Genomic DNA, 24,199 nt, shown 5'->3' on the forward strand with positions numbered 1-24,199 from the left:
GAGTTAGCCAACTTTGCCGGAACTGATTTCCGGAATCTCTTCGGAGTTAGCGGCGTCGTGCCGAGCACTGGCATAGTTACTCTGGTGCGTCCTCCAGTGCGATGCATTCTGCGGGCAGATTAGTGTGCCGTGAACCGGGGCCTGTAGATCGGAACAGATTTGCTGCGCGGCGAGTAACTCGCTACTGCGCGTTGTCCGTAGCCGAACTTCTAAGAGCACACTGTGAACGCCCGACATCAACCACTGTGTCGCGCTATCGCTTGGATCGGCCGCTACGATCACTACCGCATCGTAGCGGCTGGTTGCCTCCGCGAGAAGCTGTGTCAGGAGTCGTTTGTCCTTTACTGCGGTAAAACCATGGCGCCAGGAACCGACACCGAGTACCGATAAATACTCGGAGCGCTGGTCTACCGCACGGGTCAGTGTGATCGTGCCGTCAAGTACTTCACCAAATCCTTCCTTGGGAATCATCGACTGCTCGGGATCAAGCCCCGAACCGGTCGTGTCAATGATCAGCGTTCGGTAATGCGCGCTACTCAATGCCTCAGCCACAGCGATCGAAGAGAGCGGGAAACCTGTTTCTTTCGCAGTGGGAAGAACCATCACAACCCGGTTCTCACCCTGATTGAGTATTCCCAGGAGCTGTGAGCGAAAAGCCGAAAAACTATGGCTTTTGGCGTTTCCTGCCGTACGTGTGGCGGTGCTGATGACCGCGTGGATTGGATTGAGCTCTAAACGCTGTAACTGGCGTTCTACACGGATCTTGCCACGACGGACCGCTAACCAGAGCAAGCCCGCAGCGAGGAATGCTGCGAGGAATAACCCCGCAACGGCACCGAGGAATGGCGGACTGAGCAGTGACGCCCGGTCAGCCAGAGCTGGCGTGACGACCTGCCCAGGATCCACCAGCGTGGTGCTCAAGGAACTCATCCGAGCCCCTAATGCGGCAATCTGGCCGGCCCCGGCTTCCAGCTGAGCCTGCAGAACTGTCTTTTCTACTGCAGGGGTAGTATCGGAGTTAAGCAGAACAGTGTACTCGGCCATGTCACTGCTGAGCTTGTCGATTTCTTCCTGAATTCCAGTAACCTGCCCTTGCAGACTGCGATTGGCCTGTGAGCTGCGGAACTCCAAGTATGCTTCGGCAAATGCTTGCGAGATGCGAACTGCTTCGTTCTTATCTGCATCTGCGTAGGTGATTTCGATCAGCTGAGTGTTGACCGGCACGTTGGTGCTCAGACTTTGCCTGATCTGGCCAGGGGTACCATTCAGCCCGGTAGCTTGGATCACTTGGGAAACTACAGTATCCGATTTGATGACCTGAGCCTCGGTGATGAGATTGACCAGTTGCTCGCCACGGGCACTGGGGTAGAACGGGTTGCCTTCCAGCGGTGCCACGAGAATCACTCCAGTGGCGGAATGATTCTGGGGTATTTGCAGGCCGGCGAAGTAACCGGCACCAGTTCCTCCCAGAAGTAATAGCAGGCAGAAGAACCACAGTCTGCGTAGTTCCAGAAGCCAGCGTTTTAACCGATGACTGGGCGTAGTTGCGATATTCAAGATGAGTCCCCCATGCACTTATCTTTTGAACCGGGGCTTCCCCAAGCACCCTTCTCTGTAATATACCTCTCATTTGACTTAGTGGGCCGACGTTAGCAAATAAATTTCGGACTTCACTGTCCAGCGTTTAGAAAACTGAGTACGCTGTGCCCATGGGGAAATTGATGTTTGTTGGGTCTAGTGGGGGACACCTAGCCCAGATGTTGAGTATGTCTGCGTGGTGGAAAGACCAGCAACGGTGCTGGGTTACTTTTGATACACCTGATGCAATTTCAGCATTGCGAGGTGAGCGTGTGCATTGGGCCTATCACCCGACAACGCGAAACCCGTTAAATGCGCTACGCAATTTCTTGCTCTCGATCAAACTTTTGCGTGTCGAACGTCCCGAGGCGATTATCAGTACGGGAGCCGGGGTTGCCTTGCCATTTTTTCTGACCGCGAAACTGATGCGTATTCCCACCGCGTATGTGGAGGTTTACGACCGCATCGACTCACAGACGTTGACCGGAAAACTTTGTCGCCCGCTGGCCTCAATTTTTTGTGTGCAGTGGGAAGAACAGCTCAAGCACTATCCGGGCGCAGTAGTGATTGGGCCGCTATTATGAGTCGCATACAAAGGGTTCTGGCTCTGGTGGGAACCGACCACCACCCTTTCGATCGATTAGTTCAGGTGTTGGATAAGTGGTATCAAAATCAGGATGCGCCTGACCGCGGGTTGGTGTGCGAAATCCAGTACGGTACCTCCAAACCACCCACGTATGCCACAGGCTACAGCTACCTAGAGCGAGTTGAGCTTGATGAAAAGATGGCCCAAGCCGATCTGGTGATTTGTCATGGCGGTCCGTCCACCATTATCGAGCTCTTGCGCGGCGGAAAGTTCCCACTGGTAATGCCGCGTGATCCGAAGCGTGGGGAGCATGTTGATGGTCATCAGCAACGTTTCGCCGCACATATGCAACGGCGGGGCATGATTGAAATAATTGAGAGTCTTAACGATCTCAATGCGGGGATTCAGCGGGTGCATAGCGGTCACTACGATCGCGTGCTGCAGAATTTAGACTTGCCGGATCCGGCGGTAGCAGCATGGAAACTGGCGGGGTTCGTGGACCGGTTAACCGCCGCCCGAAATGCAAGGAACGTTTCCGGTTAAGACCATTAGACACCGGAACTCATCGTAGATAGTCCGTGACACCACAATCACCAGTGAGGGCGTGGTCTAATTGCAGCCCACGCCCTCACTGGTCTCTCGGGCCTACCGTGTCTAGATTCCGCGGCCGCGCTGGTGCGCTAAGTCCTGTAGTTTTTGAGCGGAGACCAGTCCGAGCGAGACCGCGATCGCTAGATAGGCGCGTCGCTCACGTGCCGAGTGCCGTATTGTCCGCCAGGCGGTACGCAGTGCCGCCTGGCGGTGGCCTAGCGCAGCGTAGGCAAATGCTTGACGCCCGAGTAGACGGGCCTTACCTCGCGGGTCTAAACCGAGCACCGGGTGTTTGTTCAACAGGTAGTCGCAGGCCTGAATGATAATTTCCCAGCGTTGCGAGAATTGTGAGTACCCCCAACGCACTCTTACCAGTGGTTCTTCTGCCACGGCGATCGGTCCCGCTTGGACTGCACGCAAGATCCAGTCGAAGTCCTCTCCATAACTACCTGGCATTTCTTCGTCGACCAAACCTATTTTGTCTAAGAGCGCATCACGTTTGACGATTACTGAGGACGGGTGTCCCTCCATGACGCGTCGTCGAACCATCGGTGCAAGAGTCATATCCTGAGGAGAGGGAATCCGGACATTGGAGTGATCGCCATAGTCAATGATGATCCCCGAGATCGCAGTTAAGGCTTTAGAATTTTCCAGCAGGGCCACCTGCTTAGCGAGTTTGGATGGCAACCAAATATCATCGTCGTCGCAAAATGCAACATAGTGACCTGTCGCCGCCATGATGCCACTGTTACGGGCCCCAGCTAGCCCCGGCGTTTTGGTATTGGTGATTACTCGTATCGATCGACGCTCCTCGGAGGTAACCAAGGAGTTGTCAGGATCGGATTTGTCGAAGACCACGATCAGTTCGATTTCTCCGGCATAGTCTTGTTCAATTACTCCCGCAATGGCGAGCTTCAGTAATTCAGGACGGTTATGCGTGGCAATCACCACGCTCACTCGCCCCGGTTTCGTTGAATCTTGCGCAGATGAGCTAGGGCGTTCTTGAGCCGAGATGTCATACGTCATTTTTCCCCCAAATATTTTCGTTTTCGTATTGCTCACCAGGGCGTCGGGTCCCCGAAAATTCTGCTGGCTTCGAGATCATGGCCATGAAAGGATCAGCATGGCCCGTTGATCCACGGCGGTGCCCCCGCGAATTCGAACTATGCCCACGCGTAGGCCACGGTCAGTGAATGTCCGTTGAATCGTCATCGTTCCTGTCCTGTCCGCCGTGGCTTTGTGCCTCGACTGAGCTGAGACTCAATGGCTGCTGCACTATGATTTCGGAATCGATGAAGTGCTAAGCCGCCTAATAACCCGACCAGTCCGAGTGAAACAATCAAGACCTCTGGCTGATTGCGTGCTGTTTTCCCTTCCGGGGCACGAAGTACCTGACCGGCAGTGGTATCACTAACCGTTAGATCGATAACGGTCTCTTGAAAGACGCGCCTGCTCTCATCCGCAGTCAGATTGGGGTCACCATCCTCTGCTGTATTCACTACATCCAAAGTCAACAACTGATCCTGTAACTCATTGAGTATCTGATTTCTGCGGTCCGTTAAGTATTCCTGTCGCATCTGCAAGTAGTTGCGCGAGAGCATGTCGGTGACATCCACGGCTCGCGCCAAATCTGAATCGGTGAATTTCAGATGCAATATTCGGGTGTTTGCCGTTGCCGTAATTTCTACGCGCTCGCGCAGATCATAGTAACCCAGCTCGGGATACCGGGTTTGAACAGCACGCACCGTACGATCGGCCAACACCAAAGCCGCTTCAGTATCGACGGTGATACTGCGTGGACTGGAAGACTCGATGGCCGATAAGTGCAAGGGCGTGGGCGCAAGAAGGATGGAAGTTTGCGCCGAATACACCGGTGGACGGAGCCCAGTAATTGCCCCACCGACTAGCAACCCGCAGGCTACGGTGCCAGCGACCATGAATTTGCTCGTACGATTATGCGGAAAGTAGGATCCTAATTCGCGTAATGAACCTGGGTGAGTGTCGTGGTATTCACGCCACGCGAGTCCGATTGCCAGCATGATGGTCAGCAGCGGGGTTCCTAAGGTGTCGTAGATGAACATTTGCAAAGCAAAAAAGGTCAACACGGATAAGGCCAAGAGTTGCAGGTGCGTGCGCGCGCGTAGAAAAGCCAATCCTTGGTGCAGAAAAAAGGCTAGGAAAAAGACCAGCCCCACCACACCTTGAGTGAAAACTACCAACCAAATGTGGCCTTGGGTGCCCAAGGGAGGAACTCGGCAGGCCGAACAGTCTGCGCTGCCTCCGCCGGCGATGGAAGCGAAATTTCCTTGAACGTCCCGGGTGGTGCCAAATCCTGCAACTGGAGAACCCGTTGCAGCACTAACTGCCGAGAGCGTCAATAGCTGGGCCCGACGCTCGTTGCTGTGCGCATTATCGAGCCGTTCAGTGGCGCTATCGGCTAGCGGACTCATGGAGAAGCCCACCGCACCAATTATCAACGCGGCACTCAAGGAGGCAATGAGGCGCAGGCGTTGTTTACGTGGGACTCGCAAGATCAGATAGACAACAAGGATCAATGCGCCGACTCCCAGCGACGCCCATAGGCCTCGGTTCATTGAATACACCACCGGGGGTACCGCTGCGATCAAGACGAGCACGCCAAGAATCCGCTGCCAACCGCGACGTCCGATGATCCAGCCCAAGACGAAGAAAGGCAAATACATCGACAGATTGCTACCCCAAGAATTGGCGTAGGAGAAGGGCGCCATGGGCCGAAACTCTTCACGCCCCAAGAAATTCGTCAGGCTCGAAGCTGCGGGATGGACTAAGGAACTAATGAAACTATTGGACCGTATCGAACTAGGCAAAATCATTTCAACTAGCGAGGTCACTTCGAAGCGCGGAGCGATCATTCCTAGCAATCCACCGCCCACGGTGACAACGAACATCCATCCCAGCAGGCGCACAATCCATGAATCGGAGACCTGATCCTTGCGAGCGTTGAGGATCCACAACAAGGCGATGGTGCAGCTGGCGTACCACAGACACCGATAGAAAAATACGAGTAGGCGGCCAGGCCCTCCGCCGGGTACAGCATCCGGTGCATTTGCCCAGAGCAGGAAAACTCCGGCGGCAACCCAGATCAAGAAGAGGATCCACCAGCCGAAACCTCGCGGAACCAGAACCTTTTTTTTGAACAATTGACGGGCGAAGGGGATCGCAATCAGAATTGGCAAGATTGAGCTAAGTCCCAGTAGCCACCACAGTGGAAAACCTAGAAGAACTATTGTCAGTGGTGCATGAGCATGCCGATACCACACAGGTCTGGAACCAGTTTTATCCTCACGTGCTGCGGAAGAGGACCTCAAAAGTATCTGCACGACCTTAGCCCCCCAAGCAAGAAAGTCACAGTGCAACTTGTCGGTGCGGTTACCGGACCCCAATCCGAGCCGCACCAAGATACTTGAGCCTAACCAGTAGTGTGGCCGAAAACAAGTGACCATTGCACAATGAGGTCTTGCGTGCCAAGAAGGTAGCGAACACGGAGCCTAACGGTCATCAGGCCTAATCACAAACCTCACGGCATACTCGACTTTGCTCTTAACTACTTGAATTCACATAGATTCTGGTTTTGCTTCTGGCGCCAAGAGCCTAACGTGAGAGCATCACCACTCTTGGGGATTGGGAAGCATGGAATCTGAGCGAAACCATGTGCCAGGTGAGGTGGGGGATCACAACAACTTATGGGGAGAGTTCTTAATGGAACTACGTCGTGGGAAGCCCAGAGGCCGTCTGGGCCAAATTATTTTGTCCTTAATTGCGGCCATGGCAATGATGGTAGTCACGCTGACGGTACCGACCGTAGCGCAAGGTGCCGAAGTAAGTGAACACCCTAATCTGGTCAGTGACCAACCGTCTAACAACACACCGCATGTAATCGATGGTTACGTCACCGGTGTGGTGCAGGTCGGGGCCAACACCATTGCGGTAGGTAACTTCAGTCAGGTGCGCAATCCGGGAAATAACACCCCGGTGATGACCCGGAATAATATTTTTTCCTTCAATACAGCCAGTGGCCAGATCAACTCCGGCTTCGTACCTGCCGTGGATGGTGAGGTAACCGATGTCATTTCGGCAAATGATGGGGACAATATTTTTATTGCTGGTAACTTCAACTCAGTCAATGGCGACAACGCTCGCAAGGTTGCCAAACTGAATGCCGTGACCGGCAACCGCGTCTCGGGTTTCGGCAATCCCGCATTTAATGGGCGGGTCGCCGAGGTGCAGCTGGCCAACGGTGTTCTCTACGCAGTTGGTCGTTTTACTGCCGTTGGGAGTAATTCACGCACACTGCTGGCAGGACTGGACCCCAATAGCGGGGCTCTCCTTCCGGACGTTAACCTGGTCTTTGCAGAACCCCGCAAGGGTGCCATGACCATTTACGGTATGGACATCAGCCCGGACGGATCACAAATGATTGTGATGGGAAATTTCCAGCAGACTGAGGGGCAAGAACGCCGCCAGATCGCCAAACTCGACCTGGGGTCGAATGGGCAAGCATCCCTCGCGGACTGGTCCACCCAGCGCTACGCACCGGCCTGCGCCGGTGCCTTCAACACCTATATGCGTGATGTCGAGTACTCCCCGGACGGTGAGTTTTTCGTGGTTGTCACCACCGGCGCTTACTTCGCTGGAACCCTGTGTGACACGGCGGCACGTTTTGAAAGCTCACAAACCGGCTCAGGAATCAGCCCCACTTGGGTCGACTACACCGGTGGAGACACACTCACGGCAGTGACGATCACCGACCGTGCCGTCTATGTGGGTGGACATCAGCGTTGGATGAACAATCCCTATGCCGGTGACCGCTGGGGGCCAGGAGCGGTGGAGCGAGAAGGCTTAGCCGCACTTGATGTTCGTAATGGTGTCCCATTCACTTGGGATCCGGGCAGAACCCGCGGATATGGGGTTTACGAGCTGGCGGCTAACACCGGCGGCATGTGGATCACCAGTGACACCGATCGTATCTCTGGATGGCAATACCGAGGTCGCATGGCCTATATGCCACTAGCTGGCGGCGCCGAGTATCCAAATGAGAACATTGGAAGCCTCGACGAGTCGCTCTACGTTATCGGGGCTAGCTCTGAGGACAATGAACAGGTGCTGGTCCAACGAGATTTCTCACCGGCCGGCGTAGCCAGTAGCACCGAGATTGAGACCGGAACTGACTGGTCACAGGTGCGTGCCGGATTCATGATCGACGGAGTGCTCTACACGGCGCACAACGACGGGACCATGCAGCGCCGCTCCTTCAACGGTACGAGCTTTGGTGCTTCCGAAGCGGTTGATACCTTGGGACTAAATGCCTTCGTCAGTGAACTGGCGAACATGACCGGAGCATTTTATGACTCGGAGCGTGCCCGGTTGTATTTCACTCGTAGTGGTTCGAACACCTTGTACTATCGGTATTTCGTCCCCGAAAGCCAGATCATGGGCGCGGAAGTCTATTCTTCCCCATCCAATGGTGCGTCCTTGAACTGGGGACGGACCACCGCGGTATTCCTCTCCGGTGATCAGCTGATGGTAGCCGATAACACAGGTAATCTGTCTTCGTGGCAGTGGGATGCCCAGGCCGGAAATGTGGTTCCGGATTCTAAGCAAACAGAATCCGGGCCGCAGATTGATGGCATTGACTGGAGTGCTAGGGATGCCTTCCTCTACGCGGCTGACGAGCCACAGCAGTCGGTGTCGGTACCGGACCCGCGGGCCGATTTTGACACCACTGTGAGCGGCAGTCTCGTCAACTTTGACGCCTCCTCCAGTAACACCGAGGAAGGCAGCATCAGCTCCTACGAATGGGATCTGGGCGACGGGACAACCGCCACCGGTGAACTTGCACAGCACAGCTATACCGAAACCGGTAACTACACTGTCACGTTGACCATCACCACCAGCACCGGTGAGACCGCTTCTAGTAGCCGGTTGATCCAGCTCGGAGGCGAGTTTAGCGGGCCGGTTGCACCTGCTGATGTCTATGGGGCAGCAGTGTATAACGATCAACCAGATCTGTATTGGCGACTGGGTGAATCAGAGGGTAACACCGCGGCCGATTCCAGTGGAGCCGGCAACGAAGGTACCTATTACCGTTCAGTGAATCGTGGCGCTGAGGGTGCGCTCGCCGGGGTAAGTGACGCGGCTATCGAACTGTCCAATAATCAGTCGTTCAACTACGGCTGGCTGGCCAGTAATCGTACCGCCACCAATCCTGGTCCATTCTCTATTGAAATCTGGTTCAAGACTGATACCACCGGGGGCGGAACATTGGCTTCCTTCGGTAACCGGAATGATCAGCTTTCAAGTCAGCATGACCGTAAGATCTTCATGCTGAATAACGGTCAATTAGTCTTTGGTACCTATCCTGGTTCCGAGGCTCGAGCGACGACCAACGAAACCTTCAATGACAATCAGTGGCACCATGTGGTGGCCACGCAAGGTGTCGAAGGGATGAAGCTCTACGTTGATGGAACTCTGCGTGCTAGCCATGCGGCAACATCCGCGGAGAACTTTACCGGGTACTGGAAAGTCGGGGCTGAAACCAGCTGGTCTGGTCCTAGCAGGGCATGGTTCATTGGTGCGCTGGATGAGTTCGCCATCTACGGCTACCCGATGGATGAGGCAACTATTGCCGAACACTACACACTGGGTAGCAACGAGCCGCCGGCCAATCAGCTGCCCGTTGCAGAATTCTCACTGCAAGCCAATGGACTGCAGATTGGAGTGGATGCTTCGGCTTCTAGCGACCCGGATGGATCGATCACCTCATACTCGTGGGACTTTGGGGATGGCAATACCGCCAATGGAATATTCCTGAACCATACGTACGAACAGGACGGTGAATACCAGGTCAGTCTGACCGTCACGGATAACCGTGGCGATACGGCCACGGTCACTCAAGAAGTCACGGTCGAACAACTGCCGAACCAACTGCCTGAGGCAGCGATCGGTTTGACTGGTGCCGGACTGCAGGTGGCCCTCGATGCCAGCGGATCAACCGATACCGATGGTGCGATTGCCAGTTACGAATGGGATCTGGGCGATGGTACGACCCAGTCTGGAGCAAGCATTGAGCATGAATATGCTGAAGCCGGGACCTACACCATCACCTTGACCGTCACGGACGACCGGAACGGTAGCCATAGCGCCACTGTGGATTATGAAGCGGCGGAAGTCCAACCGCTGGTCTTCATTGATTCCGCCGAGGTGAGTATGACCAGTAACCAGGCAAGGGTCACTTTGCCATCGGGCATCCAGGCCGGTGACGGTTTGCTGCTGCTGACGGCCTCGAACTCTACAGGTCACACCATGGCTGACCCCAGTGGGGTCACCGGATGGGAAGAACTCGGGGAGCAGGCAACCGGTGGAGTGCACTCCCGAGCGTTTAGCAAGGTAGCCGCGGCCACCGATGCCGGTGCTCAGCTTACGCTGGCCACCAGCGGAACCATCAAGACGTCGATCCATGTCTTGGTATACCGCGGGATCGGAGATAACTGGGTGCAGGAAGCCAATGGATTGATCACTTCCAGTAGCAGCACTGAGAAGCAGGCACCGTCGGTGAATGTGGGACAAGCCGGTAGTACCGTGGTCAGTTACTGGGCTGATAAGGGTAGCGTGGAGAATCCGGTGACCCCACCGGAGAGCGACACGGTTCGTGGTACCGCTGCAGGAACCGGTGGTGGTCGAATGACCTCGGCAGTCAGCGATCGTGTGGAAATGGTTGTTGGAGAACACCCCGGAGCGATCGCACAGTTACAGCAGTCCTCTACTCGGACGGCCGTCTGGTCGGTGGTGCTGAACCCAAGCGGTGGAGCGCCAATTGTGCTCAATGAACCCCCAGTGGCTGACTTTACGGTTAGCAGTGACGGGCTGGAAGTAAGTATCGATGCCTCTGCTTCCAGTGACCCAGACGGTGAAGTCGCTGGCTACAGCTGGGACTTCGGGGACGGTAATACCGGGAATGGGGTGAGTGCCAGCCACAATTACGCCGAAGCTGGCACCTACACCATCAGCCTAGTAGTAACCGACAATTCCGGTGCCAGTTCGACGGCAGTGGAACAGGAAGTGACTGTCGAAGAGATCGTCATTGATCCGGAGCCCGAACCGGGAGTCGGTGAGACGGTGGAGTTTGTAGCTGCCTCAGAAACAAACCTTTCCAGCAGCGTTCCGCAGCTAGCAGTGCCGGCTCAAGTGACCGAAGGCGACGGGTTGCTGCTGATGGCTACGGTGAACTCGTCCAATCCCACCGTCAGCGAGCCCAGCGGGGTCACCGGCTGGACGCTGGAGGATTCCTTGATACAGGATGGGACGCAAACCTTCCTGTATTCCAAAGTGGCCGAGGTCTCGGACCCCGAAAGTACCGTAGTTCTGGGACTGAGCTCCATCGCGAAGACCGGCATGCATCTGCTGGCCTATCGCGGGATCGGTGAGGACTGGGTCCAGGACGTGAATATCGAACTGATACGCGATGCCGGAACAGAGAAGTTCACTCCTTCAGCCACTGCTACCGGTGAAGGAGTGCTGGCCATCGGCTTCTGGGCCGATAAAGGTGGCATCACAAATGAGTTGACCCCGGGGCCTGGACTGGTGGCGTTGGGTGCCACCAGTGGTTCTGGTGGAGGTCGAATCACTTCCTTGGTCGCGCATAGTGATGGTCCGGTTGCTGCGGGTACGGTGGGCGACTTGTTGGCTACCACCGATAATTCAGCGCACCGTACGGTGAGCATGATTATCACCTTGAGAGGGAAGGAATAAGCACCATGAGTAGCAAAGTTGAAGAACGCACAAAGCGAGCCACCGGCCACCGACGGATGCGCACGCTTCTGGTGGTGCTTCTCGCCGCTGCGGTCCTGCTCGCCTTGTGGCTAGCTCAAGGAGCCGGGTGGTTTGGTAACCAACAATCGGCATCGGACGGACAGTCAGGAGCTGAGGTAGTCACCATTGCCGAATTGGAGGCCGAAAAACAGGTTCCTCCGGTGTTGAGTTTCGAAGATAGTAAGCCTTCGGACTGGCCCGAAGGTGAGACTACCGGGTGCACGTATGTTCACGAGCAGTTCCAGAAGATCGCCGACGACGTGGACGCGCGAGGGTTGGATGCCATGCGGTATTGGTTAGATGCCCTAGACGAGTTGGAAGGTGATCCAGAAATGGATCAGTACTCCCAGCAGTTTATGGAAATCAAGCGTGAATGGAGTACCGTCCTAGCCGCGGCGGAAGCTGAGGATGCTGATACGGCCTCATTACTGGCCCAGGGCGAAGAATCCTTGGACAAACTGCGGGAAGGAACTGGCTGTGAGTAAGCGGAGCGAAAGTTAGGCACTGGTATCACGAATAATTGGCTGTGTCCCGGAGGCGCGTAGCAAGGCCTCTGGGACACAGCCATGCTCCTGGCTGTCTCGCAGGCCCTTTCTGGGCTGCTTTGCGGAGAAATAAATCCACACCGCATCTGGACGCTGGGGCGATGCTTTGACATGATGAGACACACCGTAGTGGCACGCTTGGGGGAGGGCGTGACCGGTCGGGGGACCGGTTAGCGAAGGGGGTAGCAGACTTTCGCAGCTCGCGGTGCTGACAATACAAGGGGAGTATTGTGGGGATTGACGCGATTTTTACGCTGATCGTTGTGGGTTTGGTGCTAGTTGCCTTGGCCTTGACGAGGCTAGGTGCGGATCTGATCCTTTTGGGTGCCGCTCTGACTCTGATGGTCAGCGGTATCCTCGAACCAGACGAGGCTTTTGTCGGTTTTTCTAATCCCGGCGTCATCACGGTGGCAGTTCTCTACGTGGTAGCGGCCGGGCTGACCGAAACTGGGGCCGTGCAGTGGATTACTCAACACTTTTTAGGCCGGCCAAGCTCCATACGCGGAGCTTACCTGCGCATGTTGCTGCCGGTTGGAGCAATGAGTGCCTTCCTTAACAACACGACAGTGGTAGCCATGCTCTTGCCCGCTATCCAAGATTGGTCATCTCGGCTGCGCATTCCAGCCTCAAAACTGCTGATTCCGTTGAGCTACATGGCAATTATTGGTGGCACCATAACGCTGATTGGAACAAGCACCAATCTTGTGGTTAGTGGCCTACTCCAAAGCGAGAAGGGCGTAACGCTACGAATGTTTGATATAGCCGTTGTCGGAATTCCGGTGACTCTTGCCGGGGGACTGCTACTGTACCTGTTTGGAAATAAGCTTCTGCCAGAACGTCGAAGTGCTCTGGAACAATTACAACAAGCTCGTGAATATGCGGTTGAGTTTAGTGTCGCCGAATCCGGTGGTTTGGCGGGAAAGTCTGTGGCCGATGCCGGACTGCGAAACCTCACCCATGGTTACTTGGCCAAGGTGCAGCGCGGTGGTTGTGAATTGGAGGAAGTTACCCCGGAAACTCTCCTAGAACCCGCAGATGTGTTGATCTTTGTCGGGGCGCCAGAATGCGCTGGAGAGCTTCGCCAAGTCCGCGGACTGAACCCGAACGGTGGGGACGTCACTAAACTTAAGGTTCGGCATTCTCAGCGGCGACTTGTGGAAGCAATTGTAGGACCTGACTTTGCTGGCATTGGTCAAACCGTGAAGGAAAGTAAATTCCGTTCAAACTATCAAGCAGTGATCCTGTCGATCTCTCGATCAGGTGAAATGTTGCGTGGAAAGATCGGGGATGTGAAATTACGGGTAGGCGATACCCTATTGCTGGAAGCCGGGGCGGATTTCGTGCGCCGCTACAGGTTTCGCCGTGACTTTATGCTGGTCAGTAATATCAACAATAATCCGCCGGCAAACTTCCGGAAGGCACCGTGGGCGTTAGGCATTCTCCTGTCCATGATTTTGCTCAATGCCAGCGGAGTTTTGCAGGTAATCGAGGCGGCCATGCTCGCGGCTGCCGCCATGGTATTGTCCGGTTGCCTGGCAGTGGGCAATATTCGACGCTATGTCAACACCCAAGTCATCATAGTTATCGGGGCTTCGTTCGCTTTGGGTGCAGCCATGCTAAAGACTGGTGCCGCCGAATTTATTGCATCAAAAATGCTTTCCGTCGGTGTTGGACCTTGGGGTGCTCTGGCGTTGACTTTCTTACTGACCCTGATCTTTACCGAGATACTAACTAATAACGCAGCGGCGGTCCTGGTCTTTCCTATTGCTATGGCTGTGGCAGACTCGGTGGGAGCCAACTTTATGCCATTTGCAATCACCGTCATGATTGCCGCCTCAGCTAGCTTCATTATCCCGATTGGCTACCAAACGAATCTGATGGTGATGGGTCCTGGGGGGTATCGTGTTAGCGACTTTATTCGTATCGGGATTCCCATGAGCATGGTGACAGCTTTAGTAACTCTCACCGTGGTTCCGGCGGTCTGGCCGTTATAAGGACTGCAGAAGAGCGTAGCAGAGCAGTTGTGGATGTCTTGAAAGACCCGAATACACGTCTGCGCGTCATTCCGTTGAAAGACGCGCACCGACCTGAACACCGACCTGTGTGCCAAATGTGTGGCAGTGCGTTAAGAGTCGGTTTCCGAGGCTAAGAGTTCCATCACTCGCGAGGTTGCCTCCGCGATCGATAATTTTGATAGGTCCAATGACAGGTCTGCATCCATGGGTATTTCATAAGGTGAATCGATACCGGTGAAATCTTTAAGCAGACCGGCGCGAGCTTTGGCGTAGAGTCCCTTGCGATCTCTAGCCTCGCAAACCTCCAGAGGGGTACTGACGTGTATGAGTAGGAAGTTTCCGACTTCCAAAGCGTGCTTACGTACCGTGGCTCGTGTCGTTGCGAAGGGTGCGATGGGAGCGCATAAGGCAATCCCCCCGGATTCACTGATGCGTGCGGCGATCCAGCCGATACGTTCGACATTTGTTTCACGATCTTCGCGGCTAAAGCCCAGCCCTTTGGAGATAAAACGACGAATATCATCACCATCTAGCAGAATCGGCCTATGACTTTGAGCCACTTGAAGTTGCTGGCGCACGGCTCGCGCCAATGTCGATTTACCCGAACCAGATAGACCGGAGAACATAATGACAGTCCCGCTTCTCACTGCCCGCACAGGTTTGGCTACACGCAGGTCCCTAATGATCCGCGGGGAGATTCGTTTCAGTAGTTCAGCAGGACCAACCTCAGCAGGAATAATCACATACCGAGCTCGAACCCCGGTAAAAAGTTGCGCAGCATGTTCTAACTGCTGAATTTGTGATGCCGTGGTGCCCTGCTCGTTGGCTGGGTTAGAGAGAACAAGCAAGAATACCGTGTCAGGCAGCAACATGTTCCGGGTACGTAACTCGGCAAGCTCCGCAAGGGTCGGTGGCTGACTAAAAAGTATCACCGGCGCATCACCCAGTGAGCCAGTGACCCGCAACATCCGAAATACTCCGTGCTCAGGCGCCGCTAGGGCTCGCACTTCGCTAATTCTTGCCGTCTGAGGTGTTGGAACGTCATCACGTACCCACCGCACTAAAGCTAAACCCGTGCCATCCGGATCCGCCAAGATTTCCGGTCCCTCAGGCACGCTCTTCGCCGTGGCGAGTTCTGGTTGTTCGGCGGTCAACCGCGAGGCGAGTACCGACTTTGAAACCAGCCCCCCCAACACTAGTTCCAACAAATCCAGCAGCGGCTCATCCAATTGCCGCAACGGAACATCAATGAGCTCTGGAGCGTCGCTATCCATCCGGTCCCCCCTGAAACATCGCTATGAACACCACACTAGAGAGCATTGGGCATTTCGAACAGAGCTTAGGCGTAAACGCAATGAAATCGCTATACCCCTATGATCCGAGGCACAAACGTGGGTACTATGGCTCAACACGACATGATCTTTGGGGGATCACTCGTGTGAATAACGGGACAAAAGGGGGATGTTCTGTGGGGGACCTAGAGTACGCACGTGCCTTTGCTCAAGGCGCGGGCCAGCGGCTGCTCGAATTGCGAGTAGCCGCTCAAGCACGCGGAGTAACCGGCAAAGAACTCAAAGATGCTGGGGATAGTGCCGCGCAAAAGTACCTCAGTGAGCAGTTGCGTCAGCATTATCCCGATGACGCGGTACTTTCCGAGGAATCCGAAGATACAAAAGAACGCCTGCATAGTAGCCGAGTATGGATCATTGATCCCCTGGACGGGACCCGCGAATACTCTGAATATCGCGGCGACTGGGCAGTACACGTCGCTTTATGGGAGTGCGGGAAGCTGGTGACCGGAGCCGTAGCCTTACCCGGGCTAGGGGTCGTGCTCGGTACTGATGCAGTCATTGAGCGGCAGCCAACAGCGAAGGGGAGCCCCATCCGGGTCGCCGTATCGCGGAGCCGTCCGCCGGCACTGATCCACGAACTTGCGCAACAGCTTGATCTTGATCTGATACCTATGGGCTCAGCTGGATATAAGGTGTGCGCGGTGGTACGCGGTGAGGTCGATGCCTACATCCACGCCGGGGGTCAATATGAATGGGATTCGGCGGCACCGGTAGCCGTGGCCGCCGGCATGGGACTACACACCAGCCGTATTGACGGGAGCGTCCTGCGCTACAACCAAGAAAACCCGTACCTGCCGGACTTGCTCGTGTGCCGGCCCGAACTCAAGGACAGGCTCCTAGAAGCCATCCGGTTCTACAACTAAGCAAATCGAATATCAGTGCACTCATTGACCTTGGGGGATTAATCAATGAAACTCAAAAATTCCGTTGCTACGGGCATGCGCTATCAGCTTGATCAGCTCTCCGCGCTCGAAGCCGAATCGATTTTCATCATTCGTGAAGTCGTCGCCGAACTGGAAAGACCTGGATTACTTTTTTCCGGCGGCAAAGACTCGGCGGTGCTTTTACATTTGGCTGCCAAGGCCTTCGCTCCAGCATCCATCCCATTTCCGGTGGTTCACATTGATACCGGGCATAACTTCCAAGAGGTACTGGACTTTCGCGACGCCGAAGTGGCTCGGCGCGGAGTCCGGCTAATCGTGGGCTCAGTTCAGGAGGCCATTGATGTCGGTGCCGTGGTTGAAGAACGCAATGGTTCGCGCAATCGGATCCAAACCCCGGTACTGCTGGACACCATTGAAAAGTACGAACTGAATGCACTCATGGGTGGTGCTCGCCGGGATGAAGAGAAAGCTCGGGCGAAAGAAAGGGTGTTCTCTTTCCGTGATGAGTTTGGTCAATGGGACCCGAAGAATCAACGGCCGGAGCTGTGGGGGCTCTATAACAGTCGGCTGAACTATGGGGAAAGTATCCGCGTATTCCCGTTATCGAACTGGACCGAGCTGGATATCTGGAACTATATCCACCGCGAGAACGTGCAGATTCCCTCGATTTACTTTGCCCACGAGCGTGAAGTCTTTGAACGCAACGGGATGCTTTTCGGTGTCCACGAGTTCTGTCAGCCACGCCCCACCGAAGAAGTCCGGACCCAGCTGGTGCGCTATCGCACTGTAGGAGATGCCAGTTTGACCGCCGCGGTGGCTTCCGAGGCCAGGACCAGCGCGGAGATTATCGACGAGGTGGCAATTACACGGATCACCGAACGTGGGGCTACGCGTGGTGATGACCAAGTCAGCGAAGCGGCGATGGAAGACCGCAAGAAGGAAGGGTACTTCTAAAATGGATCTGCTACGCATTGCTACCGCTGGCTCAGTGGACGATGGAAAGAGTACTCTGATCGGGCGTCTACTCTTTGATTCCAAAGCCATTTTTGCCGACCAATTGGCATCGGTGGAAAAGACCAGCCAAGAACGCGGAACCGAATATACCGACCTTGCGTTACTGACGGACGGGCTACGTGCCGAACGCGAACAAGGGATTACCATCGATGTGGCCTACCGGTACTTTGCTACGCCAAATCGGAAATTCATTGTTGCCGATACACCCGGGCATATTCAATACACCCGCAATATGGTCACTGGTGCGTCAACCTCGGATTTATCGATCATTCTGGTTGATGCCCGCAAAGGACTGGTCGAACAATCTCGGCGGCATGCATTCTTGGTGTCACTGCTGCAAGTACCGCACCTAGTCGTAGCGGTCAATAAAATGGATCTCGTTGACTGGTCGCAAGAGGTGTTTGACCAGATCCGCCGAGAGTTTACGGACTATGCTGCGCGGCTGAATATCGCCGATATTCAAGTGATCCCAGTCTCCGCACTCACCGGAGATAACGTAGTGTCCCGTTCGGAGAATATGCCCTGGTACCAAGGCGCTTCGCTGATGCATCACTTGGAGCATGTACAGATCGCCAGTGATTCGAATCTGGTGGATGTGCGTTTCCCCGTGCAATATGTGATCCGACCGCACAACAATGACTACCACGACTACCGTGGCTATGCCGGCCAAGTAGCCAGCGGGGTGATGAAAGCGGGAGACAAAGTGACGGTATTGCCCAGTGGGCTACCGTCAACGATTAAAGAAATCTCCACCGCCGATGGGCCGGTTGAGGTGGCCTATCCACCCATGTCGGTGACCGTGCGCTTGGACGATGATGTGGATATATCGCGCGGCGACATGATCGTTCGACCCAATAATCAACCGAAGGTGGCACAAAACTTCGAAGCGATGATTTGTTGGATGGGCGAAAAGCCGATGAAAAGCGGGCAGAAACTCGCCATTAAGCACACCACAAAATCGGCCCGAGTGCTGATTAAGGAACTGCGCTATGGTTTGAATATCAACACGCTGCACCGAGACGAGGAAGCTAGCACGCTCAGTTTGAATGAGATTGGACGGGTTTCCTTGCGCAGTACACAGCCACTCTTAGCTGATGAATATCAGAAGAATCGGACTACGGGTGGATTCATCCTGATAGACGAGATCACGAACAACACGGTGGCGGCTGGAATGATTATTGAAGCCGAATAACGAGTAGGACAGATAAATTTCCTGAGCATCTTGTTGCTAAGCCTCGGCGATTAGCAACAAGATGTTCTTCGTGTGAATTGAAGAGTTTCCGGTGTGCGCCGCTGAGAAGAAAAGAATCACTGTTTGTCCGTGCAGGGCTGTGCCGACGGGTGAAATCACAGATGTCAATCGATTATAGCTACTAAGTGAAAGTTTTCACAAAGTCCTTCTGGGATTGCGTAATATCCTGCAAATCGCCCGAAATCAAGGCCTCGGGGCGATAATCTATTGCGTGGGAACGATCCGTAATGGACGCTCCCTGCGCAAGCATCCAGCCCAATGAAATCGCAAAGGTGCCCTCCTGTGTCTGACAACAAGCCCGTAGTACTTCTGGCCGAACAGCTTTCTCCTGCAACCGTGGCTGCACTCGGTCCCGACTTTGAAATTCGTCAGACGGACGGAGCCGACCGCTCCCAGCTGCTCGAAGCCATCGCCGATGTCGACGCGATCCTCGTTCGCTCGGCCACCCAGGTAGATGCCGAAGCGATTGCTGCAGCCAAGAACCTTAAGGTGATTGCTCGCGCTGGTGTTGGTCTGGACAACGTAGACATCAAGGCCGCAACACAGGCCGGCGTCATGGTGGTCAACGCGCCCACCTCTAACATCATCTCTGCAGCGGAACTGACCGTGGGGCACATTGTTTCCCTTGCCCGCCGCATCCCCGCAGCCAACGCTTCGCTCAAATCCGGTGCATGGAAGCGCAGCTCCTTCACCGGTATTGAACTTTTTGAAAAGAAAGCCGGCATTATCGGACTGGGTCGTATTGGTGCACTCGTTGCACAGCGGCTTCAGGGTTTCGGTATGGAGATTGTGGCCTATGATCCATATGTCACCCCCACCCGTGCCCAGCAGCTGGGCGTCACCCTATTGAGCCTAGATGAACTACTGGCTCAGTCCGATTTCATCACCATCCATATGCCACGCACCCCAGAGACCGTCGGCATGTTGGGACAAGAAGCCTTCCGCAAGATGAAGAAGAGCACCTACGTTATCAACGTGGCCCGCGGCGGTCTGGTAGACGAAGACGCACTCTACGAAGCCTTGAAGAACGAAGAAATCGCTGGTGCCGGTATTGACGTATTCGTCAAGGAACCAAGCACCGACCTACCATTCTTCGAGTTTGACAATGTCACCGTCACCCCACACTTGGGCGCATCCACTGATGAAGCCCAGGAAAAGGCCGGTGTATCAGTAGCTAAGTCGGTACGACTGGCGCTGGCCGGAGAACTGGTACCGGATGCGGTCAACGTGGCCGGAGGAGTCATTGACGAGAATGTCCGTCCAGGTATCCCACTGATCGAAAAGCTGGGACGTATCTTCAACGCTTTGGCCACAGGCTCGCTGACCAGCATTGACGTTGAGGTTGCCGGTGAAATCGCTTCCCTCGACGTCAAGGCCCTGGAACTGTCGGCTCTGAAAGGTGTCTTCATGGACGTGGTTTCGGATCAGGTTTCCTACGTCAATGCGCCAGTACTGGCCGAACAGCGTGGCGTTGCCACTCGTTTGATCACCAGCCCGGATTCACCAGAGTACCGTAACCAGCTAACCATCAAGGGTGCTTCCACCGAGGGCACCCAGCTTTCGGTCGCTGGTACCTTGACCGGTCCGAAGCAGATTGAAAAGCTAGTCGGCATCAATGGCTACGAGATCGAAATCCCAATTTCGGATCATATGATCATCGTGCGCTACACCGATCGCCCTGGCATCGTTGGCAGCTTGGGTAACGTTTTGGGGGAGCAGAATGTGAACATCGCCGGTATGCAGGTCTCGCGCGATGAAGCACGTGGCGAAGCTGTCGCGGTGATCAATATTGATTCCGCACTGCCGGCCGGGGTTCTCGACGTCGTTGGCGCAGCAATCGGAGCCAGCGTCGCTCGCGAGATCAACTTGGCAGATTAATCGAAATAGCTTTTTAGAGATTGCTGTTTGACGTTTCTAAATGAACTGCTCCCTGAAAATGGAACTGAGAATTCAGTTCTAAATTCAGGGAGCTTTTCTATTGGTATATTTGGTCGTTCTATCCGCCGATCCTAGTACTTTTGAGCGCTCATCTTTAAACTTGACGGCAGGTACCTCAACAATTTGATGGAATTCAACGAGCAGAGTCACTGGTCGGTCGGCCCTAGGGGTTCAGGCTAGTGTTAGTTAGGCCGGACCTGAGCGGTAGCGTATAACTGCGTCGGTACCGTTACCCCGTCACACAAACACGGATTCGAAGAACTGATCGAATGGGAGAACCTTACTTGAAATCGAAATGGACAAGTTTTGCTGTTGTGCTTCTTACCTGCAGTTTGATCGCAGGCTGTTCGTCGTCAAACACCGAAGCTGATCATATCGATTCTTATGAAGAGGAGTCGTTCACAAGAAGCTCAACGACGCCCACTCCTGGAGCCGAACAATTCTTCTCCCAAAAGTTCAACAGCCATCCCAAGAGACCAGCCGTAAATATTACGATCGAGAACGACGCGTCGGGTACGACCCTTAGCGATGACAATATTGGTCTCTCGTTTGAGGCTGTTGAACTTACGGATCCGCGCTGGGATCCGGACTTTGGCAACCTGGATGAGACGTTGCAACGCTTAGGCAGTCCTGGGTTGCGTTTTGGTGGAAATTCACTGGACCGGCAAGTATTTTGGAGTTCTACCGGGGAAGAAGCTCCGCAAGGAAAGACACTGATTACGCCTGAAGATTTTAAAAAGGTAATGAAGACTGTACAGCTGTTAGACGCAAAGGTCACCATCGGTATCCCCCTTGGCGATTTCGCACCTGAGCGCGGCGCCGACATGGCAAAACATGCTAGTAAAATCTTCGGCGATAATTTAATCGGCATTTCTATTGGAAACGAACCCAATGGTTATACAGCCCAGCATCGGCCCGGATTACAGATTCGCAAATCTGATGATTGGGGAACAGCAGAATACGTCAAACAGGTCGAAGCGTACGCAGAAGAAATTAGAGCCGTGGTAGGGAACGAAACGCCGCTGATTGGGCCCGGAGTATTCGACGGTTCCTGGATGACTGCATTCCTAGACGCAGAAATACCCAATACTGCGGCACTAACACAACATTATTATGCGACTTATGATTGTACAGCTACCGATGTCCCAAGTAGAGGACCTGAATGGCAGAACTTATTAGACCCAATCGTCGAAAACAGCTCCAAGAAAATGCTGGGGATCGGACTTAGCAAAGCTCAAGCAGAGAATTTGCCGTTATGGGTAGAAGAAACCGGTTCAACTAGTTGTCCTGGGACAAATAACACCTCGAAGACTCATGCCACAGCATTGTGGACGGTAGAACAGATTCTTAGCGCGGCTCAACAGGGCGTAGAACGCATGAATATGCATTCCATGCTTGGTGCCTGTCGGGGTGGTGCCCCCATGTCACCAATTTGTTCCGAGACAGGCGACGGATTGGGTGGTACTGGGGAAATTCTTGCACAACCAAACTACATGGCAATGCAGCTGGCCAGTATTAGCGTTGGGGGAGAATTCTTGCGAGTCGCAATGTCCGGAGATAAGGATGTGCATGCTTATGCGGTAAAGACCAGTGAGGGTCGCATTCTCGTAACCATTGTGAACCAAAATGATGCTGCAAAATACTCCTCTAGCCCTGTCACTATTGAAATTCCTGATGGGTATGCTAGGGTGCGTGCTGCCCAGATAAGCGCACCGGAAAATGCTAGTCGCAGCCGGACCAAATTTACCGGCTTGTTGCCCGTAGAAAAGAGCGACGGTAGCCTATCGGTTTCGCAGAAAGGATTGTTGGGGATCGAATTGTTGGCCAGTAGCGCGACAGTGCTTGAATTCGAGAAGTAGTGCAAACGTAGGGTAAACAGGCACTTAAAAGTTTGTGAGTTTTGAGGTGGCTGATCTGGGACTAACATGCAGGATAAGAATCAGCAGTCCCACCCCTAGATCTAACTCATTAAAAGCTTCACTCGCAAGGTGTCTTTCATTTAAACTTTCCATCCCATATGGGTGGGTCGGCCGGTAGCAATGAACCGTCCCGGATTTGATGCCGCTGTCTTTCGAGAGAAAGATAGTAACTATGCCCAAGAGGTACCCTGCCGAAGTTCGTGACCGTGCTGTAGCCATGGTGATGGATCGACTTTCCGAATATCCCTCCATTTATGCTGCATGCAAGGCATTGGCCCCAAAGTTGGACGTTGGTAAAGAATCCTTACGGCGCTGGGTTCTTCAAGCCCAGGTTGATGCCGACCAAAAAGAAGGCTCGACCACCGATGAGCAAGACGAACTCAAGCGTCTGCGGGCCGAAAACAGGGACTTGAAGGAAGCCAACGAAATCTTGAAGGCTGCCTCGATTTTCTTCGCGAGGGAGCTCGACCCTCGCCGCCGCTAATCTGCCGGTTCATTGACGAACAAAGAGCTTTAGGTCATGCGGTCGAGTCGATCTGCGCCGTCCTGCGATCGCAGGGCGTGCAGGTTGCCGCACGAACCTACAGAGCCTGGAAAACACGTTTGCCAGCCCTGCGCGCCTTTGAGGACGCGAAGATCATTGACACGTTACGCAGCCTCAAAGAGTTAGACAGTAAAGGAAGACCGAAACCAGAAATCCTTTACGGCCGGCGGAAAATGACTGCTTGGCTGCGGCGCAACGGTCACGCGGAGGTCTCCAAGCACACCGTGGATCGGCTCATGCGAGATGAAGGCATGAATGGCCTGATTCGTGGACGTAAGACCCGCACCACAATCCCCGGCAAAGACGGCCACAGAGCCGGTGACCTGCTAAATCGAGACTTCAGCGCAGAGGCACCCAACCGGATTTGGGTCACGGACTTCACGTACGTACCGGTGTATTCCGGGTTCGTTTACGTTGCGCTGGTGATTGACTTATATTCACGGGCGATTGTTGGGTGGGAAACCTCCACTGTGAAAGACACGGCCTTCGTGGAACAATGCTTAAAGATAGCTTTATGGCGTCGCAAACACACTAAAAGACCAGTTGACAAGGGGCTTCTGCATCACTCAGATGCAGGATCGCAGTATACTTCGATCCGTTATACCGACACGTTGGAGATTGAAGGCTTGGTTCCTTCCATCGGAAGCGTCGGTTAAGCGTACGATAACGCCGCTGCCGAAACTGTGATGGGTCTATTCAAGAATGAAGCCGTGGCCAAGGGATCGCCATTCAGATCTGGTGCACTGAAGACCGAATCAGATGTCATTGAGATCGTCTTCGACTGGGTGTTTTGGTACAACAATGATCGCTTGCATTCCTCGCTGGATCACCAAACTCCCGAGGAATTTGAGCAAGCCTACTATGATGAAATAACAGGCTCGTTACCCGACGCTGCCGCACATAAGACGGCGGCATGATTTCCGGGACGGTTCAGTTAAAGAGCTTGAACGTCTTGGGTATGACGTTCAGCTGGTACCGTGTGCAGCTTAGGGCAAGTTTGTCCGAAGCCGTATATTTCTGTGAGCACTTGGTCGGCACTGAGTTGTTTACCAAGGTGATATGTTGCGGGCCGTAACCTTGGTCGGCTTGGGAGCATCGCTAAAGTATTCGTGTACTAGATATACAAAGCTCTGA

At 54.3% G+C, this 24,199-nt stretch carries 14 protein-coding genes and 1 pseudogene; 11 read left to right on the forward strand and 4 right to left on the reverse strand.

Annotated features, from left to right (window positions below):
• Positions 1 to 3 precede the first annotated feature (3 nt).
• On the reverse strand, positions 4 to 1,557 hold the full coding sequence (locus tag ACQQZ8_RS06355; protein ID WP_431711835.1) for a hypothetical protein: 1,554 nt from the start codon (positions 1,555 to 1,557) through the stop codon (positions 4 to 6).
• A 209-nt stretch (positions 1,558 to 1,766) separates the two neighbouring features.
• Between ACQQZ8_RS06355 and ACQQZ8_RS06360 the strand changes: the two genes are divergently transcribed.
• A complete protein-coding gene (locus ACQQZ8_RS06360) occupies positions 1,767 to 2,162 on the forward strand; it encodes a UDP-N-acetylglucosamine--LPS N-acetylglucosamine transferase (protein ID WP_431711836.1) in 396 nt (131 codons plus the stop codon).
• A complete protein-coding gene (locus tag ACQQZ8_RS06365) occupies positions 2,159 to 2,707 on the forward strand; it encodes a glycosyltransferase (RefSeq protein WP_431711837.1) in 549 nt (182 codons plus the stop codon). Before ACQQZ8_RS06360 ends, ACQQZ8_RS06365 begins: the two co-directional genes overlap by 4 nt.
• A 111-nt stretch (positions 2,708 to 2,818) precedes the next feature.
• Here the strand turns inward: ACQQZ8_RS06365 and ACQQZ8_RS06370 are convergent, their stop codons facing one another.
• Positions 2,819 to 3,712, reverse strand: coding sequence for a glycosyltransferase family 2 protein (locus tag ACQQZ8_RS06370; protein WP_431711838.1), 894 nt, complete (start codon positions 3,710 to 3,712; stop codon positions 2,819 to 2,821).
• Positions 3,713 to 3,963: 251 nt separating this feature from the next.
• The gene (locus tag ACQQZ8_RS06375; protein ID WP_431711839.1) at positions 3,964 to 5,970 is read right to left on the reverse strand and encodes a hypothetical protein; all 2,007 of its coding nucleotides are present in this window, start codon (positions 5,968 to 5,970) and stop codon (positions 3,964 to 3,966) included.
• Positions 5,971 to 6,559: 589 nt separating this feature from the next.
• Between ACQQZ8_RS06375 and ACQQZ8_RS06380 the strand changes: the two genes are divergently transcribed.
• The 3 genes from ACQQZ8_RS06380 (at position 6,560) to ACQQZ8_RS06390 (ending at position 14,141) form a co-directional block, all read left to right on the forward strand.
• A complete protein-coding gene (locus tag ACQQZ8_RS06380; protein WP_431711840.1) occupies positions 6,560 to 11,542 on the forward strand; it encodes a PKD domain-containing protein in 4,983 nt (1,660 codons plus the stop codon).
• A gap of 5 nt (positions 11,543 to 11,547) precedes the next feature.
• The gene (locus ACQQZ8_RS06385) at positions 11,548 to 12,087 is read left to right on the forward strand and encodes a hypothetical protein (protein WP_431711841.1); all 540 of its coding nucleotides are present in this window, start codon (positions 11,548 to 11,550) and stop codon (positions 12,085 to 12,087) included.
• A 290-nt stretch (positions 12,088 to 12,377) separates the two neighbouring features.
• Complete coding sequence (locus ACQQZ8_RS06390) at positions 12,378 to 14,141, forward strand: SLC13 family permease (RefSeq protein WP_431711842.1); 1,764 nt, start codon at positions 12,378 to 12,380, stop codon at positions 14,139 to 14,141.
• Positions 14,142 to 14,272: 131 nt separating this feature from the next.
• Here ACQQZ8_RS06390 and cysC read toward each other — a convergent pair whose 3' ends face one another.
• Positions 14,273 to 15,436 carry an adenylyl-sulfate kinase gene (gene cysC, locus ACQQZ8_RS06395; protein WP_431711843.1) on the reverse strand — a complete coding sequence of 388 codons (1,164 nt, stop codon included), beginning with the start codon at positions 15,434 to 15,436 and terminating at the stop codon, positions 14,273 to 14,275.
• Between the two features lie 194 nt (positions 15,437 to 15,630).
• Between cysC and ACQQZ8_RS06400 the strand changes: the two genes are divergently transcribed.
• The 6 genes and pseudogenes from ACQQZ8_RS06400 to ACQQZ8_RS06425 all read left to right on the forward strand — a co-directional run bounded on the left by ACQQZ8_RS06400 (position 15,631) and on the right by ACQQZ8_RS06425 (position 23,982).
• Positions 15,631 to 16,377: a 3'(2'),5'-bisphosphate nucleotidase CysQ gene (locus ACQQZ8_RS06400; protein ID WP_431711844.1), complete on the forward strand. Its 747-nt coding sequence runs from the start codon at positions 15,631 to 15,633 to the stop codon at positions 16,375 to 16,377.
• Positions 16,378 to 16,422: 45 nt separating this feature from the next.
• Positions 16,423 to 17,352, forward strand: coding sequence for a sulfate adenylyltransferase subunit CysD (gene cysD / locus ACQQZ8_RS06405; protein WP_431711845.1), 930 nt, complete (start codon positions 16,423 to 16,425; stop codon positions 17,350 to 17,352).
• 1 nt (position 17,353) lies between these two features.
• Positions 17,354 to 18,604, forward strand: coding sequence for a sulfate adenylyltransferase subunit CysN (gene cysN / locus ACQQZ8_RS06410; protein WP_431711846.1), 1,251 nt, complete (start codon positions 17,354 to 17,356; stop codon positions 18,602 to 18,604).
• 318 nt (positions 18,605 to 18,922) lie between these two features.
• Positions 18,923 to 20,542, forward strand: a complete 1,620-nt coding sequence (gene serA, locus ACQQZ8_RS06415; RefSeq protein ID WP_431711847.1) for a phosphoglycerate dehydrogenase — start codon at positions 18,923 to 18,925, stop codon at positions 20,540 to 20,542.
• Positions 20,543 to 20,871: 329 nt separating this feature from the next.
• A complete protein-coding gene (locus ACQQZ8_RS06420; RefSeq protein ID WP_431711848.1) occupies positions 20,872 to 22,461 on the forward strand; it encodes a cellulase family glycosylhydrolase in 1,590 nt (529 codons plus the stop codon).
• Positions 22,462 to 22,693: 232 nt separating this feature from the next.
• Positions 22,694 to 23,982, forward strand: a pseudogene (locus tag ACQQZ8_RS06425) (IS3 family transposase).
• The last annotated feature ends 217 nt before the right edge of the window (positions 23,983 to 24,199 follow it).

Source organism: Glutamicibacter uratoxydans (assembly GCF_050753455.1).
In the GTDB taxonomy this organism is placed as follows: domain Bacteria; phylum Actinomycetota; class Actinomycetes; order Actinomycetales; family Micrococcaceae; genus Glutamicibacter; species Glutamicibacter uratoxydans_A.